Origin of the sequence: Giesbergeria sinuosa, from assembly GCF_042652905.1 — a bacterium.
In the GTDB taxonomy this organism is placed as follows: Bacteria; Pseudomonadota; Gammaproteobacteria; order Burkholderiales; family Burkholderiaceae_C; genus Simplicispira; species Simplicispira sinuosa.
Genome location: NZ_JBHSHJ010000001.1, coordinates 232,615 through 250,112, shown reverse-complemented (window position 1 = coordinate 250,112; position 17,498 = coordinate 232,615). Strand labels below are relative to the sequence as shown.

Annotated in this window: 16 protein-coding genes; 1 reads left to right on the top strand and 15 read right to left on the bottom strand. The window is 58.5% G+C overall.

Annotated elements, in window-relative coordinates; all coding sequences use genetic code 11:
* From mraY to ACFO6X_RS01005, 14 genes are all read right to left on the bottom strand, one after another.
* On the bottom strand, positions 1–1,179 hold the full coding sequence (gene mraY, locus ACFO6X_RS01070; protein WP_382429179.1) for a phospho-N-acetylmuramoyl-pentapeptide-transferase: 1,179 nt from the start codon (positions 1,177–1,179) through the stop codon (positions 1–3).
* The gene (locus ACFO6X_RS01065; RefSeq protein WP_382429773.1) at positions 1,173–2,606 is read right to left on the bottom strand and encodes a UDP-N-acetylmuramoyl-tripeptide--D-alanyl-D-alanine ligase; all 1,434 of its coding nucleotides are present in this window, start codon (positions 2,604–2,606) and stop codon (positions 1,173–1,175) included. The genes mraY and ACFO6X_RS01065 overlap by 7 nt, the downstream gene beginning before the upstream one ends.
* Before the next feature lie 5 nt (positions 2,607–2,611).
* Positions 2,612–4,084, bottom strand: a complete 1,473-nt coding sequence (locus ACFO6X_RS01060; RefSeq protein ID WP_382429771.1) for a UDP-N-acetylmuramoyl-L-alanyl-D-glutamate--2,6-diaminopimelate ligase — start codon at positions 4,082–4,084, stop codon at positions 2,612–2,614.
* A gap of 29 nt (positions 4,085–4,113) precedes the next feature.
* Positions 4,114–5,859: a peptidoglycan D,D-transpeptidase FtsI family protein gene (locus ACFO6X_RS01055; protein WP_382429177.1), complete on the bottom strand. Its 1,746-nt coding sequence runs from the start codon at positions 5,857–5,859 to the stop codon at positions 4,114–4,116.
* Positions 5,856–6,134 (bottom strand): cell division protein FtsL, encoded by a 279-nt coding sequence (gene ftsL / locus ACFO6X_RS01050; RefSeq protein ID WP_382429175.1) that lies wholly within the window; start codon positions 6,132–6,134, stop codon positions 5,856–5,858. The genes ACFO6X_RS01055 and ftsL overlap by 4 nt, the downstream gene beginning before the upstream one ends.
* Before the next feature lie 46 nt (positions 6,135–6,180).
* Positions 6,181–7,116 carry a 16S rRNA (cytosine(1402)-N(4))-methyltransferase RsmH gene (gene rsmH, locus ACFO6X_RS01045; RefSeq protein ID WP_382429173.1) on the bottom strand — a complete coding sequence of 312 codons (936 nt, stop codon included), beginning with the start codon at positions 7,114–7,116 and terminating at the stop codon, positions 6,181–6,183.
* Positions 7,117–7,390: 274 nt separating this feature from the next.
* Positions 7,391–8,707, bottom strand: a complete 1,317-nt coding sequence (hslU, locus tag ACFO6X_RS01040) for an ATP-dependent protease ATPase subunit HslU (RefSeq protein WP_382429171.1) — start codon at positions 8,705–8,707, stop codon at positions 7,391–7,393.
* A 21-nt stretch (positions 8,708–8,728) separates the two neighbouring features.
* Positions 8,729–9,292 carry an ATP-dependent protease subunit HslV gene (gene hslV, locus ACFO6X_RS01035; RefSeq protein ID WP_382429169.1) on the bottom strand — a complete coding sequence of 188 codons (564 nt, stop codon included), beginning with the start codon at positions 9,290–9,292 and terminating at the stop codon, positions 8,729–8,731.
* A gap of 49 nt (positions 9,293–9,341) precedes the next feature.
* Positions 9,342–11,123, bottom strand: a complete 1,782-nt coding sequence (locus tag ACFO6X_RS01030) for an STAS domain-containing protein (RefSeq protein ID WP_382429167.1) — start codon at positions 11,121–11,123, stop codon at positions 9,342–9,344.
* Positions 11,124–11,174: 51 nt separating this feature from the next.
* Positions 11,175–11,918 (bottom strand): RNA polymerase-binding protein DksA, encoded by a 744-nt coding sequence (gene dksA / locus ACFO6X_RS01025; protein ID WP_382429165.1) that lies wholly within the window; start codon positions 11,916–11,918, stop codon positions 11,175–11,177.
* Between the two features lie 179 nt (positions 11,919–12,097).
* Positions 12,098–13,183: a CobW family GTP-binding protein gene (locus ACFO6X_RS01020; protein ID WP_382429163.1), complete on the bottom strand. Its 1,086-nt coding sequence runs from the start codon at positions 13,181–13,183 to the stop codon at positions 12,098–12,100.
* A gap of 141 nt (positions 13,184–13,324) precedes the next feature.
* Positions 13,325–14,101: an enoyl-CoA hydratase gene (locus tag ACFO6X_RS01015; RefSeq protein WP_382429161.1), complete on the bottom strand. Its 777-nt coding sequence runs from the start codon at positions 14,099–14,101 to the stop codon at positions 13,325–13,327.
* Positions 14,102–14,106: 5 nt separating this feature from the next.
* Complete coding sequence (locus ACFO6X_RS01010) at positions 14,107–14,976, bottom strand: acyl-CoA thioesterase (RefSeq protein ID WP_382429159.1); 870 nt, start codon at positions 14,974–14,976, stop codon at positions 14,107–14,109.
* A gap of 114 nt (positions 14,977–15,090) precedes the next feature.
* Positions 15,091–16,062 carry a porin gene (locus tag ACFO6X_RS01005; RefSeq protein ID WP_382429157.1) on the bottom strand — a complete coding sequence of 324 codons (972 nt, stop codon included), beginning with the start codon at positions 16,060–16,062 and terminating at the stop codon, positions 15,091–15,093.
* Between the two features lie 261 nt (positions 16,063–16,323).
* Between ACFO6X_RS01005 and coq7 the strand changes: the two genes are divergently transcribed.
* Positions 16,324–16,941, top strand: coding sequence for a 2-polyprenyl-3-methyl-6-methoxy-1,4-benzoquinone monooxygenase (coq7, locus tag ACFO6X_RS01000; protein WP_382429155.1), 618 nt, complete (start codon positions 16,324–16,326; stop codon positions 16,939–16,941).
* Between the two features lie 36 nt (positions 16,942–16,977).
* On the opposite strand, the gene ACFO6X_RS00995 is transcribed toward coq7, so the two are convergent.
* Positions 16,978–17,427 (bottom strand): OsmC family protein, encoded by a 450-nt coding sequence (locus ACFO6X_RS00995; protein ID WP_382429153.1) that lies wholly within the window; start codon positions 17,425–17,427, stop codon positions 16,978–16,980.
* Between the last annotated feature and the right edge of the window lie 71 nt (positions 17,428–17,498).

Genomic DNA, 17,498 nt, shown 5'->3' with positions numbered 1-17,498 from the left:
TTACCGCAGTTTCAGGGTGGACAAACCGACCAAGCACAACAGCATGGTAATGATCCAAAAGCGCACCACCACCTGGGTCTCTTTCCAGCCACTTTTCTCAAAATGGTGGTGCAGTGGAGCCATCTTGAGCAAACGACGCCCTTCGCCATAACGCTTTTTGGTGAACTTGAACCAAGTCACCTGCGCCATCACCGACAGCGCCTCCACCACAAAAATGCCACCCATGATGGCTAGCACAATCTCTTGGCGCACGATGACGGCAATCGTGCCCAATGCTCCGCCCAGCGCCAGCGCCCCAACATCACCCATAAAAACCTGTGCTGGGTGGGTGTTGAACCATAAAAAGGCCAGTCCAGCCCCCGCCATTGCAGCGCAAAAAATCAGCAGCTCCCCAGAACCAGCGATGTGTGGCAAAAACAAGTATTTGGCATAGAACACATTGCCCGTCACATAAGCAAACACCCCCAGGGCAGAACCCACCATCACCACCGGCATGATGGCCAAACCGTCCAGGCCATCGGTGAGATTGACCGCATTGCTGGCCCCCACAATCACCAAATAAGTCATGATGACAAAGCCCAACACACCCAACGGATAGCTCACTTCCTTGAAAAAGGGCAGCAGCAACCCCGCTTGCGCTGGCAAGTTGACATCAAAGCCCGAGCGCACCCAAGACATGAACAACTCGAACACCTTGTAGTTGTTGCTCTCAGAAATGCTGAACACCAAATACAACGCCGCCAGCAGCCCAATGATCGACTGCCACATATATTTTTCACGCGAGGGCATCCCCTCGGGGTCTTTATTGACCACTTTGCGCCAATCATCGGCCCAACCAATGGCCCCAAAGCCCAGCGTGACGATGAGCACAATCCAGACAAAACGATTGGCCCAGTCAAACCACAGCAGGGTAGAGACAGCAATCGACATCAAAATCAACACCCCCCCCATGGTGGGTGTGCCACTCTTGACATGGTGGGTTTCCATGCCGTTGGTGCGAATCGGTTGACCAATCTTCAAGGCCGTCAGACGGCGAATGACGGCTGGGCCAGCCACCAAACCAATCAGCAGCGCCGTCAGGGCGGCCATCACGGCACGGAACGTCAAATACTGAAACACCCGAAAGAAACCAAAATCGGGCGACAAGCCCTGCAACCACTGCGCCAACCAAATCAGCATGCAGCCCCCATAGCGGCAGATGCACCAGCAGTGGTCACTGCGGTATGTGTCTGTGCGGGTGCCGTGAGCACCTCCAGCACCTGTTCCATCTTCATGAAGCGTGATCCCTTGATCAGCACACTGCCCACAGTGGGCAGGGCTGCGCGCACTGCTTCTTGCAGTTGCGCCATGTTGTCAAAATGCTGTGCGTTGGGGCCAAAAGCGGCCACAGCGTGCCTGGTTTGTGTCCCCAACACCAGCAGTTGCTCTATGCCGCAGGCTGAGGCATAACGCCCAGCCTCGGCATGAAACTGTGGCCCCTCATCGCCCACCTCGCCCATATCGCCCAGCACCAGCAAGCGCGGGCCTGGCAAATCCGTCAACACGTCGATGGCAGCGCGTACCGAGTCGGGATTGGCGTTGTAGGTGTCATCCACCACCGTAACGCTGCGCCCAGCCAGCACCACCGCCAACGCCCGCGAACGCCCCTTGACTGGCGTAAAAGCGCCCAGCCCTTGGGCAATTGCTGCCAGAGGCACCCCTGCTGCCAGCGCGCAGGCGGTGGCCGCCAGCGCGTTGCGCACGTTATGGCGGCCTGCAATGTGCAAAGCAGTAGCAAATTGCCCTTGCGCAGTAGTGATTTGCACCTGCCAAGCGCCATCACACCAGTGGGCAGCCAGCGCCTGCACATCAGCACCTGCGCCGCCAAAAGTGAGGCAACGGCGCGCCCCCGCCAAACCGCGCCAAAGCGGGGTATAGGGTTCATCGGCGGGAAACACCGCCACGCCATCGGCAGGCAGTGCGGTGAGCACAGAGCCGTTTTCTTCGGCCACGGCTTGTACCGTGCCCATGAACTCCAGGTGTTCACGTTGGGCGTTGTTCACCAACGCTACGGTCGGTTGGGCCATGCGGGCCAACTCGGCAATCTCGCCGGGGTGGTTCATGCCCAACTCGACCACACCGATGCGGTACGCTGCCGTCAGGCGCAACAAGGTTTGCGGCACACCAATGGCGTTGTTCAGGTTGCCTTGGGTAAACAATGCGGCCTCGCCTGCATAGGCGCGCAAAATAGAGGCCACCATTTGCGTGACCGTGGTTTTGCCATTGCTGCCCGTCACGGCCACCAATGGCAAAGCAAATTGGCTACGCCAACCAGCTGCCAATGCCCCCAAAGCCACCAGCGTATCGGGCACCTCAATGCCGGGCAAACCTACTTCTGCCAGCCGCCCCGTATGGGCAATGGCGGCTACCGCCCCGACCGCACGCGCTTGGGCCAGAAAGTCGTGGGCGTCAAAACGCTCTCCCTTGAGAGCCACAAACAAATCGCCCGGCTGCAAGGTACGGCTATCGGTATGCACCCTGGCAATAGACACGCCCGCATGTCCCACCAGGCACGCTTGTGGCTGCCATTGGCCTATCCAGCCCAGCGCATGGGCCAGCTTCATCATACTGTTCATAACGCACCGCCTCCCCTGCGTTGCAGAGCTACTTGCGCTTGGGCCATATCAGAAAAGGGGCGGCGTCCCGCCGCGGTTTCTTGGTAGTCTTCATGGCCTTTGCCCGCAATCAGCACCACATCAGCGGCATCGACTTCGGCCAGCGTTTCAGAAATGGCCGCAGCGCGATCTGGCTCCACCAGCAAGGTAGTGCCTGCAATCGTGCCCTGCAAAATTTGGTGGATGATGTGCTCGGGCGGCTCGCTGCGTGGGTTGTCACTGGTCACTACCACCCAATCGGCCCCTTGCTGGGCCACAGCCCCCATCAAGGGACGCTTGCTGCTGTCGCGTTCGCCACCACAGCCAAAAATGCACCACAGCTGACCACCACGGGCCTGTGCCACCGGACGCAATGCGCGCAGTGCCTGGGCCAAGGCATCAGGGGTATGGGCATAGTCCACTGCCACCAAGGGCTGGCCAGGGGCTATGATGCGCTGCATGCGGCCCGGCACGGGCTCTAACTGCTCGCAAGCCTGCACAGCCGCTTGTAAAGGGATGCCCAAGGTGCGCAACGCAGCAATCACGCCCAGTAGGTTAGAGACGTTGTAATCACCAATCAGGGCCGTCTGCAAAAGGTACTGCTCCTCGCCCTCTACCACGACGAAACGCAGACCATCGCCACCCAAATCCAGATCTTGCGCCTGCAAGCGGGCCTCTTGGCGCATAGACACGCTCCACAAATCCAGCCCACGGCCCGCCAGTGAGGCGTGCAGCAGCATCCCTTGAGGGTCATCGATATTGATGATCGCAGCCTCCATGCCTGGCCAATCAAACAGTGCCGACTTGGCCTGCCAATAAGCCTCCATACTGCCGTGGTAATCGAGGTGGTCTTGGGTGAAGTTGGTGAACACCCCCACCCGAATGCGGGTGCCTGCCAGACGGTGCTCGGCCAACCCAATAGAGGAAGCCTCTATGGCACAGGTACGCACCCCGGCATCAGCAAACTGGCGCAAGGCCCGCTGCAAACGCACGGGGTCTGGGGTTGTTAGCCCCGTCATGGTCAGTCGGGGCAATACCCCCATCCCTAAGGTGCCCACCAAGGCACAGGGAATGGGCTCATCATGCACTGGCTCACGAATCAGCCCACTCAAGGCGCTAGCCAGCCACCACGCACTGCTGGTTTTGCCATTGGTGCCTGTAAAGGCCACCACGTCCACCGCCTTGCTGGGTGAGCCAAACCACTCAGCAGCGATCAATCCAGTGGCGATCTTCAGGCCGGTGTACACCGCCACATCCTCACCGTCCAATGCGAAGGACTCCACGCCAGCCTGTTCCACCAAACAGGCCACCGCCCCACGGGCACGGGCATCCTGCACATGGGAGCGCCCATCGGTGCTGGCCCCTGGCCAAGCAATGAAACCATCACCGGGCTGCACTTGGCGACTGTCGGTCTGCAAAGTGCCTGTGACACGGGCACGCAGCCACTGCATGGCTTCCTGAAACGAAGAGAGATGAACGATCACAGGGACTCCTCCACAGGGTTGGCCACAATCTGCGGCTTGACATCAATATCGGGCTGCACACCCATCATGCGCAAGGTCTGCTGCACCACCTCGCTGAACACGGGTGCAGCCACCAGCCCCCCATAAACCTGCCCGTTGCTAGGCTCATCCACCATCACAGCCACAATGATGCGTGGCTTATCGATGGGAGCCATACCTGTAAACCAAGCGCGGTACTTGCCTGCGGCATAGCTTTTGCCAATTTGTTTGCGCGCAGTACCCGACTTCCCCCCCACCGAGTAGCCCAAGGTTTGGGCACGTTGGCCGGTGCCACCGGGGCCAGCGGCCATCTCCAGCATCTTGCGCACTTGGCTGGCGGTTTTGGACGAAAACACTGGCACCCCCACCGCCGATTCACTGCTCTTGAGCATGGTGGCAGGAATGATGCGGCCATCGTGGGCAAACACGGTGTAAGAGCGGGCCATTTGGAACAGGCTGGCCGAGAGGCCATAGCCATACGACATCGTGGCCTGCTCCACTGGGCGCCAGGTTTTGTAGGGCCGCAAACGGCCACTCACCGCCCCAGGGAAGGCAATTTGTGGTTTCTGACCAAAGCCCGCAGCAGAAAAGGTTTCCCACATCTCCTTAGCGGGCATTTGCATAGCCAACTTGGTAGTGCCAACGTTGCTGGACTTTTGGATCACCCCCTCCACCGTCAGCGCGCCGTAGTTGTGCGTATCCGAAATGGTGGAGCCAGTGATAGTGATGCGCCCAGGGTTGGTATCAATCACTGTCTCGGGGCGCACACGTTTGGTCTCTAGCGCAATGCCCACGGTAAAGGGCTTCATGGTAGAGCCCGGCTCGAAGGTATCGGTAATAGCACGGTTGCGCAGCTGCTCTCCGGTCAGGTTTTTGCGCTTGTCTGGCACGTAGCTCGGGTAGTTAGCCAGCGCCAACACCTCCCCCGTATTGGCATCGAGCACCACCACACTGCCCGCCTTGGCCTTGTGCGCTTCTACTTGATCGCGCAGCTTCTGGTAGGCAAAGAACTGCACCTTGCTGTCGATGGACAACTGCATGTCGCGTCCATCTTGTGGCGGCACCTCCTCACCCACCCCATCGACCACCCGACCCAGCCGGTCTTTGATCACCCGACGCGAACCGGCCTTGCCTGCCAACAGTTTGTCAAAGGCCAATTCCATGCCTTCTTGGCCCTTGTCCTCCACGTTGGTAAAGCCCACTACGTGGGCCGCGGACTCGCCTTCTGGATATTGGCGCCGGTATTCTTTGCGTTGATAAATACCCTTGATATCGAGGGCGGCAATCTTTTGCCCTGTTTCCCAATCCAATTGGCGCTTGATCCAGACAAACGTTTTGTCTTCATCGGCCAGTTTGGCCTGCAACTCGGCCAAGGGCATCTCCAACAGCTTGGCCAGTTCGGGCAGTTTGGCCCGCACCTCTGGGGCTTGCATCTCCACATCTTCGGGAATGGCCCAAATACTGGCCGCAGGCACACTGGAGGCCAAGATCAAGCCATTGCGATCCAGAATCTTGCCCCGATTAGCAGGCAGCTCTAGCGTGCGGGCAAAACGCACCTCACCTTGACGCAGAAAGAAGTCATTTCCTACCACTTGCACATAGGCCGCACGCGCGCCTAACCCTACAAAGCCCAGCGCAATCATGCCCACAATAAAACGGCTGCGCCAAACAGGCGTCTTGCTCGCCAACAACGGACTGGAGGTGTAGAGCACGCTGCGGCTCATGGCTGCTCCTTGGTGGGCGCAGCCACATACTGCGTGATGGGGGGTGTGGCCGTACGCATGTGCAGCTGGTCACGGGCCATGGTCTCGACCCGCAGTGGCGTTGCCTGCGCCCGCTTCTCTACCTGCAAACGCTCGTGCTCGGTCTCTAACCGCCGCGCCTCGGCCACCGCCCGGTCTAGCGCCGTGTACAACACGCGCGCCTCGTACTGCGTGCGCACCACATACATGGCGCTGAGCACCACCAGCACCAGCAACACCAGATTCAAGCGCATCATGCCCGCGCGTCCCCTGCTGTACCCCAACCACCGCCCCACCACTGGCTCATGCTGCCACCTCTGTGCGCTGGGCCACCCGCATCACGGCACTGCGGGCCCGTGGGTTTGCAGCCACTTCAGCCGCCCCCGGCTTGATGCGCTCCAGTGCCTGCAAGCGCATGGCTTGCGGTGGCGCAAAGGGCATACGGCGGTCGTAGACTTCTTTGGCATGCTGGGCAATAAACTGCTTGACGATGCGATCTTCCAGCGAGTGAAAGCTGATCACCACCAGCCGCCCACCGGGGCGCAGCACATCCAGGCTCGCCTGTAGCGCCTGTTGCAACTCATCGAGTTCAGCATTGATAAAAATGCGCAACGCCTGAAAGGTGCGTGTGGCCGGGTGCTGACCACCTTCGCGGGTTTTCACCACGGTGGCTACCAAATCGGCCAGTTCGGCGGTTGTACTCAAGGGGCCACGCTCTTGGCGCCGCGCCACAATGGCACGCCCAATAGGCCCAGCAAAACGCTCCTCGCCATAGTCACGCACCACTTGGGCAATCTGCGCTGCATCGGCCTGCGCCAACCAATCGGCCACGCCTTGACCGCGCGTGGTGTCCATGCGCATATCCAAGGGGCCATCAAAGCGGAAACTAAAGCCGCGCTCCGGGCTGTCAATTTGCGGCGAGCTGATGCCCAAATCCATCAACACCCCCGCCACACTGCCCGTTGGCAGATCGGCCAAGTGGCAAAACCCCTCATGGCGAATCGAAAAACGCGCATCGTGGATGCGCGCTGCTTCGGAAATGGCCTCTGGGTCTTTGTCGAACGCCAGCAAGCGCCCGACTGGCGGTAATCGAGACAAAATATGCCTAGAGTGCCCACCACGACCAAAAGTGGCATCCACCCAAAGGCTGTCTGGCCCCATGTCCGTGGCGTTTCCCAGCAGGGCATCCACGGCCTCATCCAATAACACGGTTGTGTGTTGCAGCATAGGCGTGGTCATGGTTGCTCCCAATAACAGGCCCAGAACCGTGACATTTTTTTAGGGGCGCGCAGCAACAGCCCCCCCTTCGCACTCCGACCCCGCGAACAACGCCCTTGGAACACAGACACCCCAGCTAGTTTTTTCGTTGACTTGCCCCGAAAAACCGGGGAAAAATGCGCTTTTTCCGACCATAGCGCAAACTCTTTGCACTGTAGCAGGAATTGGCATTCCCCCCCAAGGCGCTGTCCCAATTTAACCGGCTGGGGCGCCACTCTCCTGAGAAGCTAGAACGTCAAAGAATATAGCGTGACAAGTCTTCGTCTTTGCTCAAGGCTTGCAAACGTTCATCCACATAAGCCGCATCCACCAACACGCTCTGGCCGCTGCGCTGTGTTGCATCAAAACTGACTTCATCCAGCAGGCGCTCCATCACGGTGGAGAGGCGCCGAGCGCCGATGTTTTCGGTGCGCTCATTCACTTCAAAGGCAATGCGTGCCAAACGGGTAATGCCTTCGGGGGTAAATTCGAGTTGCACCCCCTCGGTAGCCAACAGCGCCTGGTATTGCTTGACCAGCGAGGCGTTGGTTTGGTTCAGGATGCCTTCAAAGTCTTGGACTGACAAAGAATCCAACTCGACCCGAATTGGAAAACGCCCCTGCAATTCTGGAATCAAATCGCTGGGCTTGCTCAGGTGAAACGCCCCCGAGGCCACAAACAAAATATGGTCGGTTTTGACCATACCGTATTTGGTCGAGACGGTGGTGCCCTCTACCAAGGGCAGCAAGTCGCGTTGCACGCCTTGGCGCGAGACATCGGCGCCGCTGGTTTCTTGGCGAGCGGCTACTTTGTCAATCTCGTCGATAAAGACGATGCCGTTTTGCTCGGCGTTGTGTAAGGCGCGGGTTTTGATTTCTTCTTCATTGACAAGTTTGCCGGCTTCTTCTTCAATCAACAGCTTACGCGCCTCGGCAATTTTGAGCTTGCGCGTGCGCCGCTTGTCTTGGCCCATTTGGCTGAACACGCTACGCAGTTGCTCGGCCATTTCTTCCATGCCCTGCGGCCCCATGATTTCAACTTGGGGGTGGGTATCGGCCAAATCAATGTCGATTTCTTTCTCGTCCAATTGGCCTTCGCGCAGTTTTTTACGAAACACTTGGCGTGCCGTGCTGTCGGAGGGCGGCTCGCCGGTGCGCGCCGAAGGAATCAACACATCCAAAATACGTTCTTCTGCCGCGTCTTCAGCCCGTTCGCGCATTTTTTGCACCTGGGCTTGGCGCTCTTGCTTGACAGCAATTTCGGCCAAATCGCGGATGATGGCATCTACATCTTTGCCCACATAGCCCACTTCGGTGAACTTGGTGGCCTCTACCTTGATAAAAGGCGCATCGGCCAGCCGGGCCAAACGCCGGGCAATTTCGGTTTTGCCCACACCAGTGGGGCCAATCATCAGGATGTTTTTGGGTGTGATTTCGTGGCGCAGTGGCTCGGCCACCTGCTGGCGGCGCCAACGGTTACGCAGGGCAATCGCCACGGCACGCTTGGCAGCGGGTTGGCCAATGATGTGCTGGTCTAGTGCGCTGACAATTTCTTGGGGGGTCATGTGAGACATGGCAAACCTTTGGGCGGCAATTTAGAGCGTCTCGATGGTGTGGTGCATATTGGTGTAAATGCACAACTCGCCCGCAATTTCGAGCGACTTTTTCACAATATCGACGGCAGGCAAATCGGTGTTGTTGAGCAGCGCCTTGGCGGCAGAATGGGCATAAGCGCCACCACTGCCAATGGCTACGATGCCTTGCTCAGGCTCCAATACATCGCCATTGCCGGTAATGATCAGGCTAGCACTGTGGTCGGCCACGGCCAGCATGGCCTCTAGGCGGCGCAACACCCGGTCGGTGCGCCAGTCTTTGGTGAGCTCAATGGCGGCACGGGTCAGGTGGCCTTGGTGCTTTTCTAGTTTGGCTTCAAAGCGTTCAAACAAGGTAAAGGCATCGGCCGTGGCCCCGGCAAAACCGGCCAGCACTTTGCCGTGGTAGAGCTTGCGCACCTTGCGCGCTGTGCCCTTGACCACGATATGGCCCAGAGTGACTTGACCATCACCACCAATAGCCACTTGGATGCCTTCGGGGGTTTGGCGGCGCACGCTCAAAATGGTAGTGCCGTGAAACACGGCCTGTTCGCTGTTGGATTGCATAAAACCCCAATTGGGAGCAATGGCCCGATTTACAAGCCAGCTTCAAACATCAATTCTTGCGTGGAATCACCCAAGCGTGCTCATTGATACCCACCACATTGAACAACACGGCCACCAGGCGATGCAGGTTCTTGAAATGGACTTCGCGTTTTTGCGCTTGCTGTTCTGCGGCCCAGTTCAACACCGCCCCCGCCGCAGAAAAATCGACCCGAATCAGCCGATCGCAGGGCACGACCAGCGGCTCACCGGGGCGCACCAACACTTCGAGCGCCTGCAAGGCTTCGGTAGCATCCCCCTCGATGTGCCCAGACAAACCTACCGGCGCCACGGCGTCTCCTGCGCCTGCGGGCGCACTGGGGGCCAGCAAATCATGGCTAGCACCGTCGCCTTCGGCAGCATCCACGTAGCTACAGCGCGGGTCTACCCAAGAAGGTGGCGAGACCTCATAGGTCACGCAGTAATCCAATGCCACCAGTTCAAACTCTTCAGGTTGCCCCATGAAACGCAATGCAGCCATGCGCAGGCGCCACCATTCTGGGTTGCTGCTACGGTCTCCCGACTGCGTGTGGGCTTGCAACAGTGCCTGCAAACGCTCAGCCCCCACAAAAACCAATTGCGCTTTCTGGTCACCCCAGCGGTTGAACTCTTGCGTCAATGCTGGCAGCGCCGCTTCGTCAATGCTGGCTACCCGACTCCAAATCATGGTCCAAGGCGGCGCAGCGCGGCCCAACGAGGCTTGCAATGCCGCCACCGATTGCACCGTCAGGCTGCTAGGCGCGTTCCAGCTAAAGTCGCGGCGTGCAGGCGCCGCAGCACTGGCCTGGGTGGCCGAGACCAATCCCAATTGTTCAGGCATAGAAAACCACAACGGTGCCGAACGACCAAACTGTGCAGCAAAATCAATCGCCAGATGGTCAAACGCCTCCTGCTGTCCGGTAGCCCGATACAAATCAAACAGGGTCATCCAAATTTCTTGCAACTGCGCACTGGCCTCGGCAGGATGCTGGGCCACCACATCAAGCAGGCAGGCACCCGCTCCCGCATAGTCGGCATTGGCAAACAAAATGGCGGCTTCTTCCAAATCGGGGTCGTGCACGAAAGGCTCCATAGGGACAGGTGGCACCACCGCAGGCAAGGGAAAGAAATCAGGCGGGGCATCCGGGGTCGAAGACAGCCATTGCGCAGAGGCACCACCAAAATCGGCAATGGGCATGCTGTCGTGGGCAAACAGGGGTTCTGCCCCCGCCTGAGGCTCCAAACCTACAGGCAGTGATACTGGCACCGTAGAGGCAAAAGATCCACTCAAACTGGCCGGACTGGTATCGCCCCCACGCAAAAGAGGTTGGGGAAACAGGCCGGGGGCCAAATGTTGTGGTGGGCGCGTCTCTGAGGCCTCAGACTGCACCGGAAGCCTGGTAGGTGCAGTGGCTGTGGGGCGGGCCACCACAGCAGTCTCTGTGGCAGACTTACCTTTCCACCACTGCATTGACATCTGGGCTTCGATCTCATCAATTTTCTTGATGGTACCGGCCCGGTCGTCGGGTGGCGTCAGGCTACTTTGGAAGAATGAAGGCCGCACCGCTGGGTCTTCTACCCGGTGCCCTGCCAACGCATCGCGCTGACGCAGCTTGCGCAAATAGTCAAACTCGCGCTTGCGGACAAAATCATTGCGCCGCTTGCGCTCGAGCATTTCTTTGAGCACCTGCTTGCTGTACTGGCTTTCGCGGTCAGTCTCGATGGTATCGAGGTCAGTCCAATTGACGGTCGGGTTGCGCACAAAGCGCACCACCTTGGACAACAGGCCACCAGGGGAAGATTCTTCTTTGCTCATGGCAGTACAGACCGTGGGGTGCTACAGCGGATCAGGCAGTGCCTGATGGCATCAATCGCCAAACATTTTCTGCTTGAGTTCACGACGTTGCTGCGCTTCTAGCGACAGCGTGGCTGTGGGGCGGGCCAGCAAACGCCCTACACCGATAGGTTCGCCGGTTTCATCGCAGTAACCGTAGTCGCCTGCATCAATACGGGCAATAGACTGCTCAATCTTCTTGAGCAGTTTGCGTTCGCGGTCACGGGTGCGCAACTCCAGTGCATGCTCTTCCTCGATAGTGGCCCGATCGGCAGGATCGGGCACCACCACGGTGTCTTCACGCAAATGCTCGGTAGTCTCTCCAGCATTGTTGTGCATGTCGCGTTTGAGGTTGACCAACTTGAGGCGGAAAAAAGCCATCTGCGTGTCGTTCATGTACTCGCTGTCAGGCATCGCCAGCACATCGGCATCGGTCAGCTCTTCCACGGACTTGGTTTTCCAGTTGTTGGCGAGTTTGGCATCTTTCTTGATAGAGCCGGCTGTGGGCGACACTTGCATAGTAGAGGGCATGGTGTTGGTGTAGCTGGCTTTGGCAGCAGTGGAAGCCACTGCCTGCGCCATGGATGGAACGGTCAATGAGGCCAAGCGCGAAGAAGGCCGCGTGCTACGCACAGGGTCTTGTGCTGCCCCAACAGGGGCAGCCACCGTACGCGTACTGGCCGCCTTGGGTGTGGTTTTCGCAGCAGACTTGGCTGGCGTTTTGGCAGAAGCGGTGGTGGCCGCAGGGGCCTTGGATTGACTGGTTTTGGCTGTCATCACTTCCTGTCTCCTCACAGTACGGCGGGCCTGTGGCTGCGCCGACGGCGCGCCAGGAGGCGATAGGGTGGTAATCAACCCGTGTGCTTACCGGGGCGCGATTGTATCGGCAGCCACTCCCTCCAGATGCAACATGGTGCCATAGTCGTAACCTGAAGCATACTGGATAGCGATAGCATTTACACCAAGCACTGTTCCAAACCTTGGAGCAGGATGTCTTGCGGCAGGTCAATGCCAATGAATACCATCTTGCTGATGCGCTGCTCACCCTGCGCCCACTGCGGCCCTAAGTCGCTGCCCATGAGCTGGTGTACGCCTTGGAAAATCACTTTGCGCTCTGTACCCACCATGTTGAGCACCCCTTTGTAACGCAACATGCGCGGCCCATAGATGTTGACAATGGCCCCCAAGAAGTCTTCTAACTTGGCCGGATCAAATGGACGCTCTGAGCGATACACAAAGCTTTTCACATCATCGTCGTGGTGATGGTGGTGGCCGTGGCTGTGCTGGTGCGAGGGGTGGTGGCAATGCTCACCGTGGTCGTGCGTGTGATCATGACCGCAATGGCTGTGGTCATGGTCATGGTCATGGTCATGGTGTGCATCTTCCTCTTGAAGGAAATCAGGATCAATATCCAGTTTGGTATTGAGATTAAAGCCCCGCAGATCCAGCACTTCCTTGAGGGGCACCTCACCAAAATGCACCGCCTTGATGGGCGCACGCGGGTTCATGTGCTTGAGGCGGTGCGTCAGGGCATCCACCTCTTCACCACTGACCAAATCGGTCTTGGACAAAAAGATCTGATCGGCAAAGCCCACCTGACGGCGTGCTTCTTGGCGGTCGTTGAGTTGCTGGGCGGCGTGTTTGGCATCTACCAACGTGATAATGGAGTCGATCAGGTAGGTTTCGGCAATTTCTTCATCCATGAAGAAGGTCTGGGCCACCGGGCCGGGGTCGGCCAGACCCGTGGTCTCAATCACCACCCGCTCAAAATCCAGCAACCCTTTGCGCTTCTTGGCGGCCAGCAGTTGCAGCGTTTCGCGCAGATCTTCGCGGATGGTGCAACAAATGCAGCCATTGCTCATTTGGATGATCTGCTCTTTGGCATCGGTTACCAAAATATCGTTGTCGATGTTTTCTTCGCCAAACTCGTTCTCAATCACGGCAATTTTTTGGCCGTGGGCTTCGCTAAGTACACGCTTGAGCAATGTGGTTTTGCCCGAGCCCAAAAAACCCGTGAGGATAGTGACAGGGATGAGAGACATGGAAGCAACACTTTCGGTGAGGAATACAGATGCCTGAAGGCAGCACCAACACCCACCCAAGGTGGGGTAGGTGGTGAGAAGAACCAACCAGGGTTTTTTAGAGTGTAGCGGGCACACTTGACCCGCTGGCAACCGATAGTTTCAGAACGCCTGAAAATCTGGACGCCGCTTTTCCATAAAGGCACTAAAGGCTTCGCGGGCCGCTGGCTCCGACAGCATGCGAACAAAGCTCTGTCCTTCTTGGGCCATACGCTCCAATACAGCAGAGGTTAGACCCAGCTTGAGCAAACGTTTGGTCTCTACCAATGCAGACAGGGGCTTGGCAGCCAACTTACGGGCCTGCGCTTGTGCCACGGCATTGCATTCGGTGGGCGGCACCACACGGTTGACCAGCCCCACTTCCAAGGCGGCCTCGGCAAAGAACGGCTCACCCAACAACAAAGCCTCGGCGGCACGGTGGTAGCCCAACATCTGCGGCACAAGCAAACTGGAGCCCGCCTCGGGGCACAAGCCCAGATTGACAAAAGGCATAGAAAACGCGGCATTGTCACCCGCATAGACCAGATCACAATGGAACAGCAGTGTGGTACCAATACCCACCGCAGGCCCGCACACAGCCGCCAATAAAGGCTTGGGGAAGGTGGCTACGGCACGCAGCAAGCGAAACACGGGTGCATCGAGTGTGCTGGGCGGATTGGCTAGAAAATCACCAATATCGTTGCCTGCACTGAACACGGCCACATCACCTTGCAAGACCACCACCCGAACAGCAGAATCGGTGGCTGCAGCCTCAAACAAGTCTGCCAAGGTGGCATACATCGTGGTGGTAATGGAGTTCTTCTTATCCACCCGATTGAAGGTGATAGTGCTGATACCCGCCTCAGTATGCACCAAGATGTCGGTATTCGGGGTACTCATGGGCGTCACTCTTTGAAATAAACAATTTGGTGCGTGGTGGCCAGCAAGTGGCCTGACTCGTTCCATAGCTCGGCGCTTTGGTCAAAAAACCCATTAAAGAACGATTGCGCTCTGGCCTGCCCCAACAGGTAATCGGTGCCTGTGGCAGCCAGTTCGGCCGCACTGGCATGGAAGTAGACCGTCATCGACACGGTACCTACCGGCGTCATGAAAGCCCGACGGCGCCAAACGCGCGGATAAAACACATCCGCCAACGCAGTCAGGCTACAAAAATCCAACGGGCGGGGGGGATCATCCCGCATCCACAATTGGGTCACGCTGTCGGCCTCGGTGCCATTCCACTCGGTAGGCACTTCACCAGCACAAGGGCGTGTGTCATAACGGCGCACCCAAGCCATGTGCTTGGGTTGAACGGCCCGCGCTACCGTGGCGGGGCGCGGCACATCGGGCATCACGGCATCCACCGCACTCCAAGTTTGGCGGCGCTTGGCAGTGACGGCGGTGGCCGTCAGCACTACCGAATCTACGCCTTCACTGTTGGTTTGCGACAGCGTGACTTGCCAATGCTGAGTAGAGCGGTTGGTGCGCACTGGCCGTGCTTGCGCACGAAAACCACCTGCTTGCACAGCGGCCGCAAAATTCGCGGTGAACGACACGGGCTCCCCCAACAATTCGGGGTGCTGCAATATGGCGTTCATGGCCTGGGCCGCGATTACGCCGCCAAATGGCCCCACCATATTCATGTAATCAGGGTGGGTCTGACCCTGCCAATGGCGTGCCGCTTCGCGGCCATGTTCGTGGGCGGTAATGGCCACCGGGGCCAAAGCCACCGCCTGATCAAAGGGATGTTCTGCGGATACAGTGGTTCTTTTCAAAACAGGCTCCTCAAAAAGCACAGGGGGCAAGTATCCGTCCAAAAAGCAAAAGCCACCAACCGGCAGGCTGGTGGCTTTTTGTCTAAATCACAACTGGCTCAGGCCAGCGGGTGATTAGAAGTTGTGGCGAATGCCCAGACCCAGGTGGTTCTTGGCACCAGTCTTGTACACAGCAGCGCCGTCTTGCTTGCCATCGTTGTAGTAAGCAGCGTAGGCGAAGGTGCGCTTGGACAGGGCGTACTTGCCTTCGATGACCACGTCGGTGTCCTTGGCCTTGGTGTCACGTGCGATGTCCAGAGTCACCGAGAAAGCACCCACGGGCACAGTGGCGCCGATGGTGAAACCACGTTGCTTTTGTGCTGTGGTGTTGGAAGGAGCTACGCCACCGGCATAGCCGTCTTGGAACGAAGCAGCAACCTTGGCCACGCCCAGGTCGTAAGAACCGCCGATAGCCAAGTTACCCTTGTGCTCTTGCACCTTGTTGTAAGACAGGGCAGCAGCGATGGGGCCGTTTGCGTAGATGACGTTCAGGTCATACTTGGCGTTGTCGCCCACAGCAGCGGGGGTGTCGGGCTTCAGAACCACGGCCAGGCTAGCAGTCACGCCACCGAAGTTGGGGGTGGTGTAAGCGATTTGGCTGTCGTTACGAGCACCAGCGGCCACGAAGCCGAATTGGTTAGCCACGGCAGAGTAGTTGGCAGCGCCAGTCAGTTCCCAAGCGGCCAGACCGTAGTAGCTAGGAGTCAAAGAACGGCCCAGACGCACGCCACCGAAACCACCCGACAGTTCCAGGAAGGCAGCACGGTTCCAAGCACCAGCAGCACCACCGGTCAGGGCGCCAGACTCAGGGTTGATACCTTGTTCCAGGTTGAAGGAAGCCTTCAGGCCGCCACCCAGGTCTTCCACGCCACGCAGACCGATACGGCTGTTGCCGTTGTTCATCAGGCCGCTGCCGCTCAACTGAGCCGAAATGCCATTGGACTTGACCAAGCTCAGATCCATCACGCCGTACAGGGTGACAGAAGATTGGGCCATGGCGGCGCCGGAAGCAGCCAGCACGGCCAGGGCAATCAGGGATTTTTTCATTGCGAGTACTCCAAGGTTAAACAGAGGGCGCCGGTACGGGGGGCTTGGTTGCAGAGCCTACGCAGTCCCGCCGGTTCCCCGGGCCAACCTCCTGGTGGGGAAGTTGCTCCTATTGCACCAGACGCGCGCCAGTTTCGCAAAGGAATTCCCCCACAATGGGCGTCAAACGCAAAATCCGTTGCACTGCCGCAACATAGCGGCGGCTGGCACCGAGGTGACCAAAGCACCTGGCTGTCTGCCGCCATCGCCTGGAGAACCTTGATGGATACCTTGCTGACTGCCGCCGATGCAGCCCTGCGCACCCTGTTTGCACCCCACCGTGCCCAAGAAGCCTCACCGGCACGCGATTGCCCCAAGCCTGAGATGGAGCCTAGCCAGCAGCGCCTTTCTGGTGCCTTGATGCGCGTCAACCATGTGGGCGAAATATGCGCTCAGGCACTCTACACGGCCCAAGCTACAGTGACGCGCGATGAACAACTGCGCGCCCACCTATTGCAAGCGGCACGCGAAGAAGGCGACCACCTGGCGTGGACCCGCGAGCGCCTGGAAGAACTGGGCGACCGGCCCAGCCTGCTCAATCCGCTGTGGTATGCGGGCGCCTTTGCCATTGGCGTGGTGGCCTCCAAAATCAGCGATGCGGTCAGCCTGGGCTTTGTGGTCGAGACCGAAAACCAAGTGTCAGCACATTTGCAAAGTCACTTGGAACGTTTGCCGCAGGAGGACGAGGCCTCTCGCGCCATCGTGGCCCGCATGAAAGACGACGAGGAGCGTCACGCTGCCAACGCGCTGGCGGCTGGAGCCTTGGAGCTTCCTGCTCCAGCCAAGGCGCTCATGCAAGTGGCGGCCAAAGTCATGACTACCACAGCCCACTACATCTAGCGCATGGAGGGGTCACAGGGTGGCATAGTGCGCCTCTCAAGCGGACAACAGGTCAAAGCTGGTGGTGATGTCTGCTGTTTTGCCCAGCATGATGCTGGCCGAACAATATTTGTCGTGGCTCATGGCAATGGCCCGCTCCACGGCACCGGGTGGGATGTCTTTGCCCGTGACGGTGAAATGCATGTGGATTTTGGTAAAGACCTTGGGATCGCTGTCGGCACGCTCACTGGTGAGCTTGACACTGCAGCCGCGCACATCGTGACGGCCCCGCTTCAGAATCAGCACCACATCGTAGGCGGTGCAGCCACCGGTGCCCGCCAACACGGTTTCCATAGGGCGCGGTGCAAGGTTCTGCCCCCCATTCTCGGGCCGTGCCGCATCGGGTGCACCATCCATCACCAGCGTATGACCGCTACCGGTTTCAGCCACAAAGCCCATTGCCGAGCGCGCGCCTGCAGCGCCAGTCCAACTCACTGTGCATTCCATGATTGCTTCCTTGATGGTTGTTTTTTCACCACAATATTGTCGTGGATTTTGTTGCTATGCAGCATAAACCG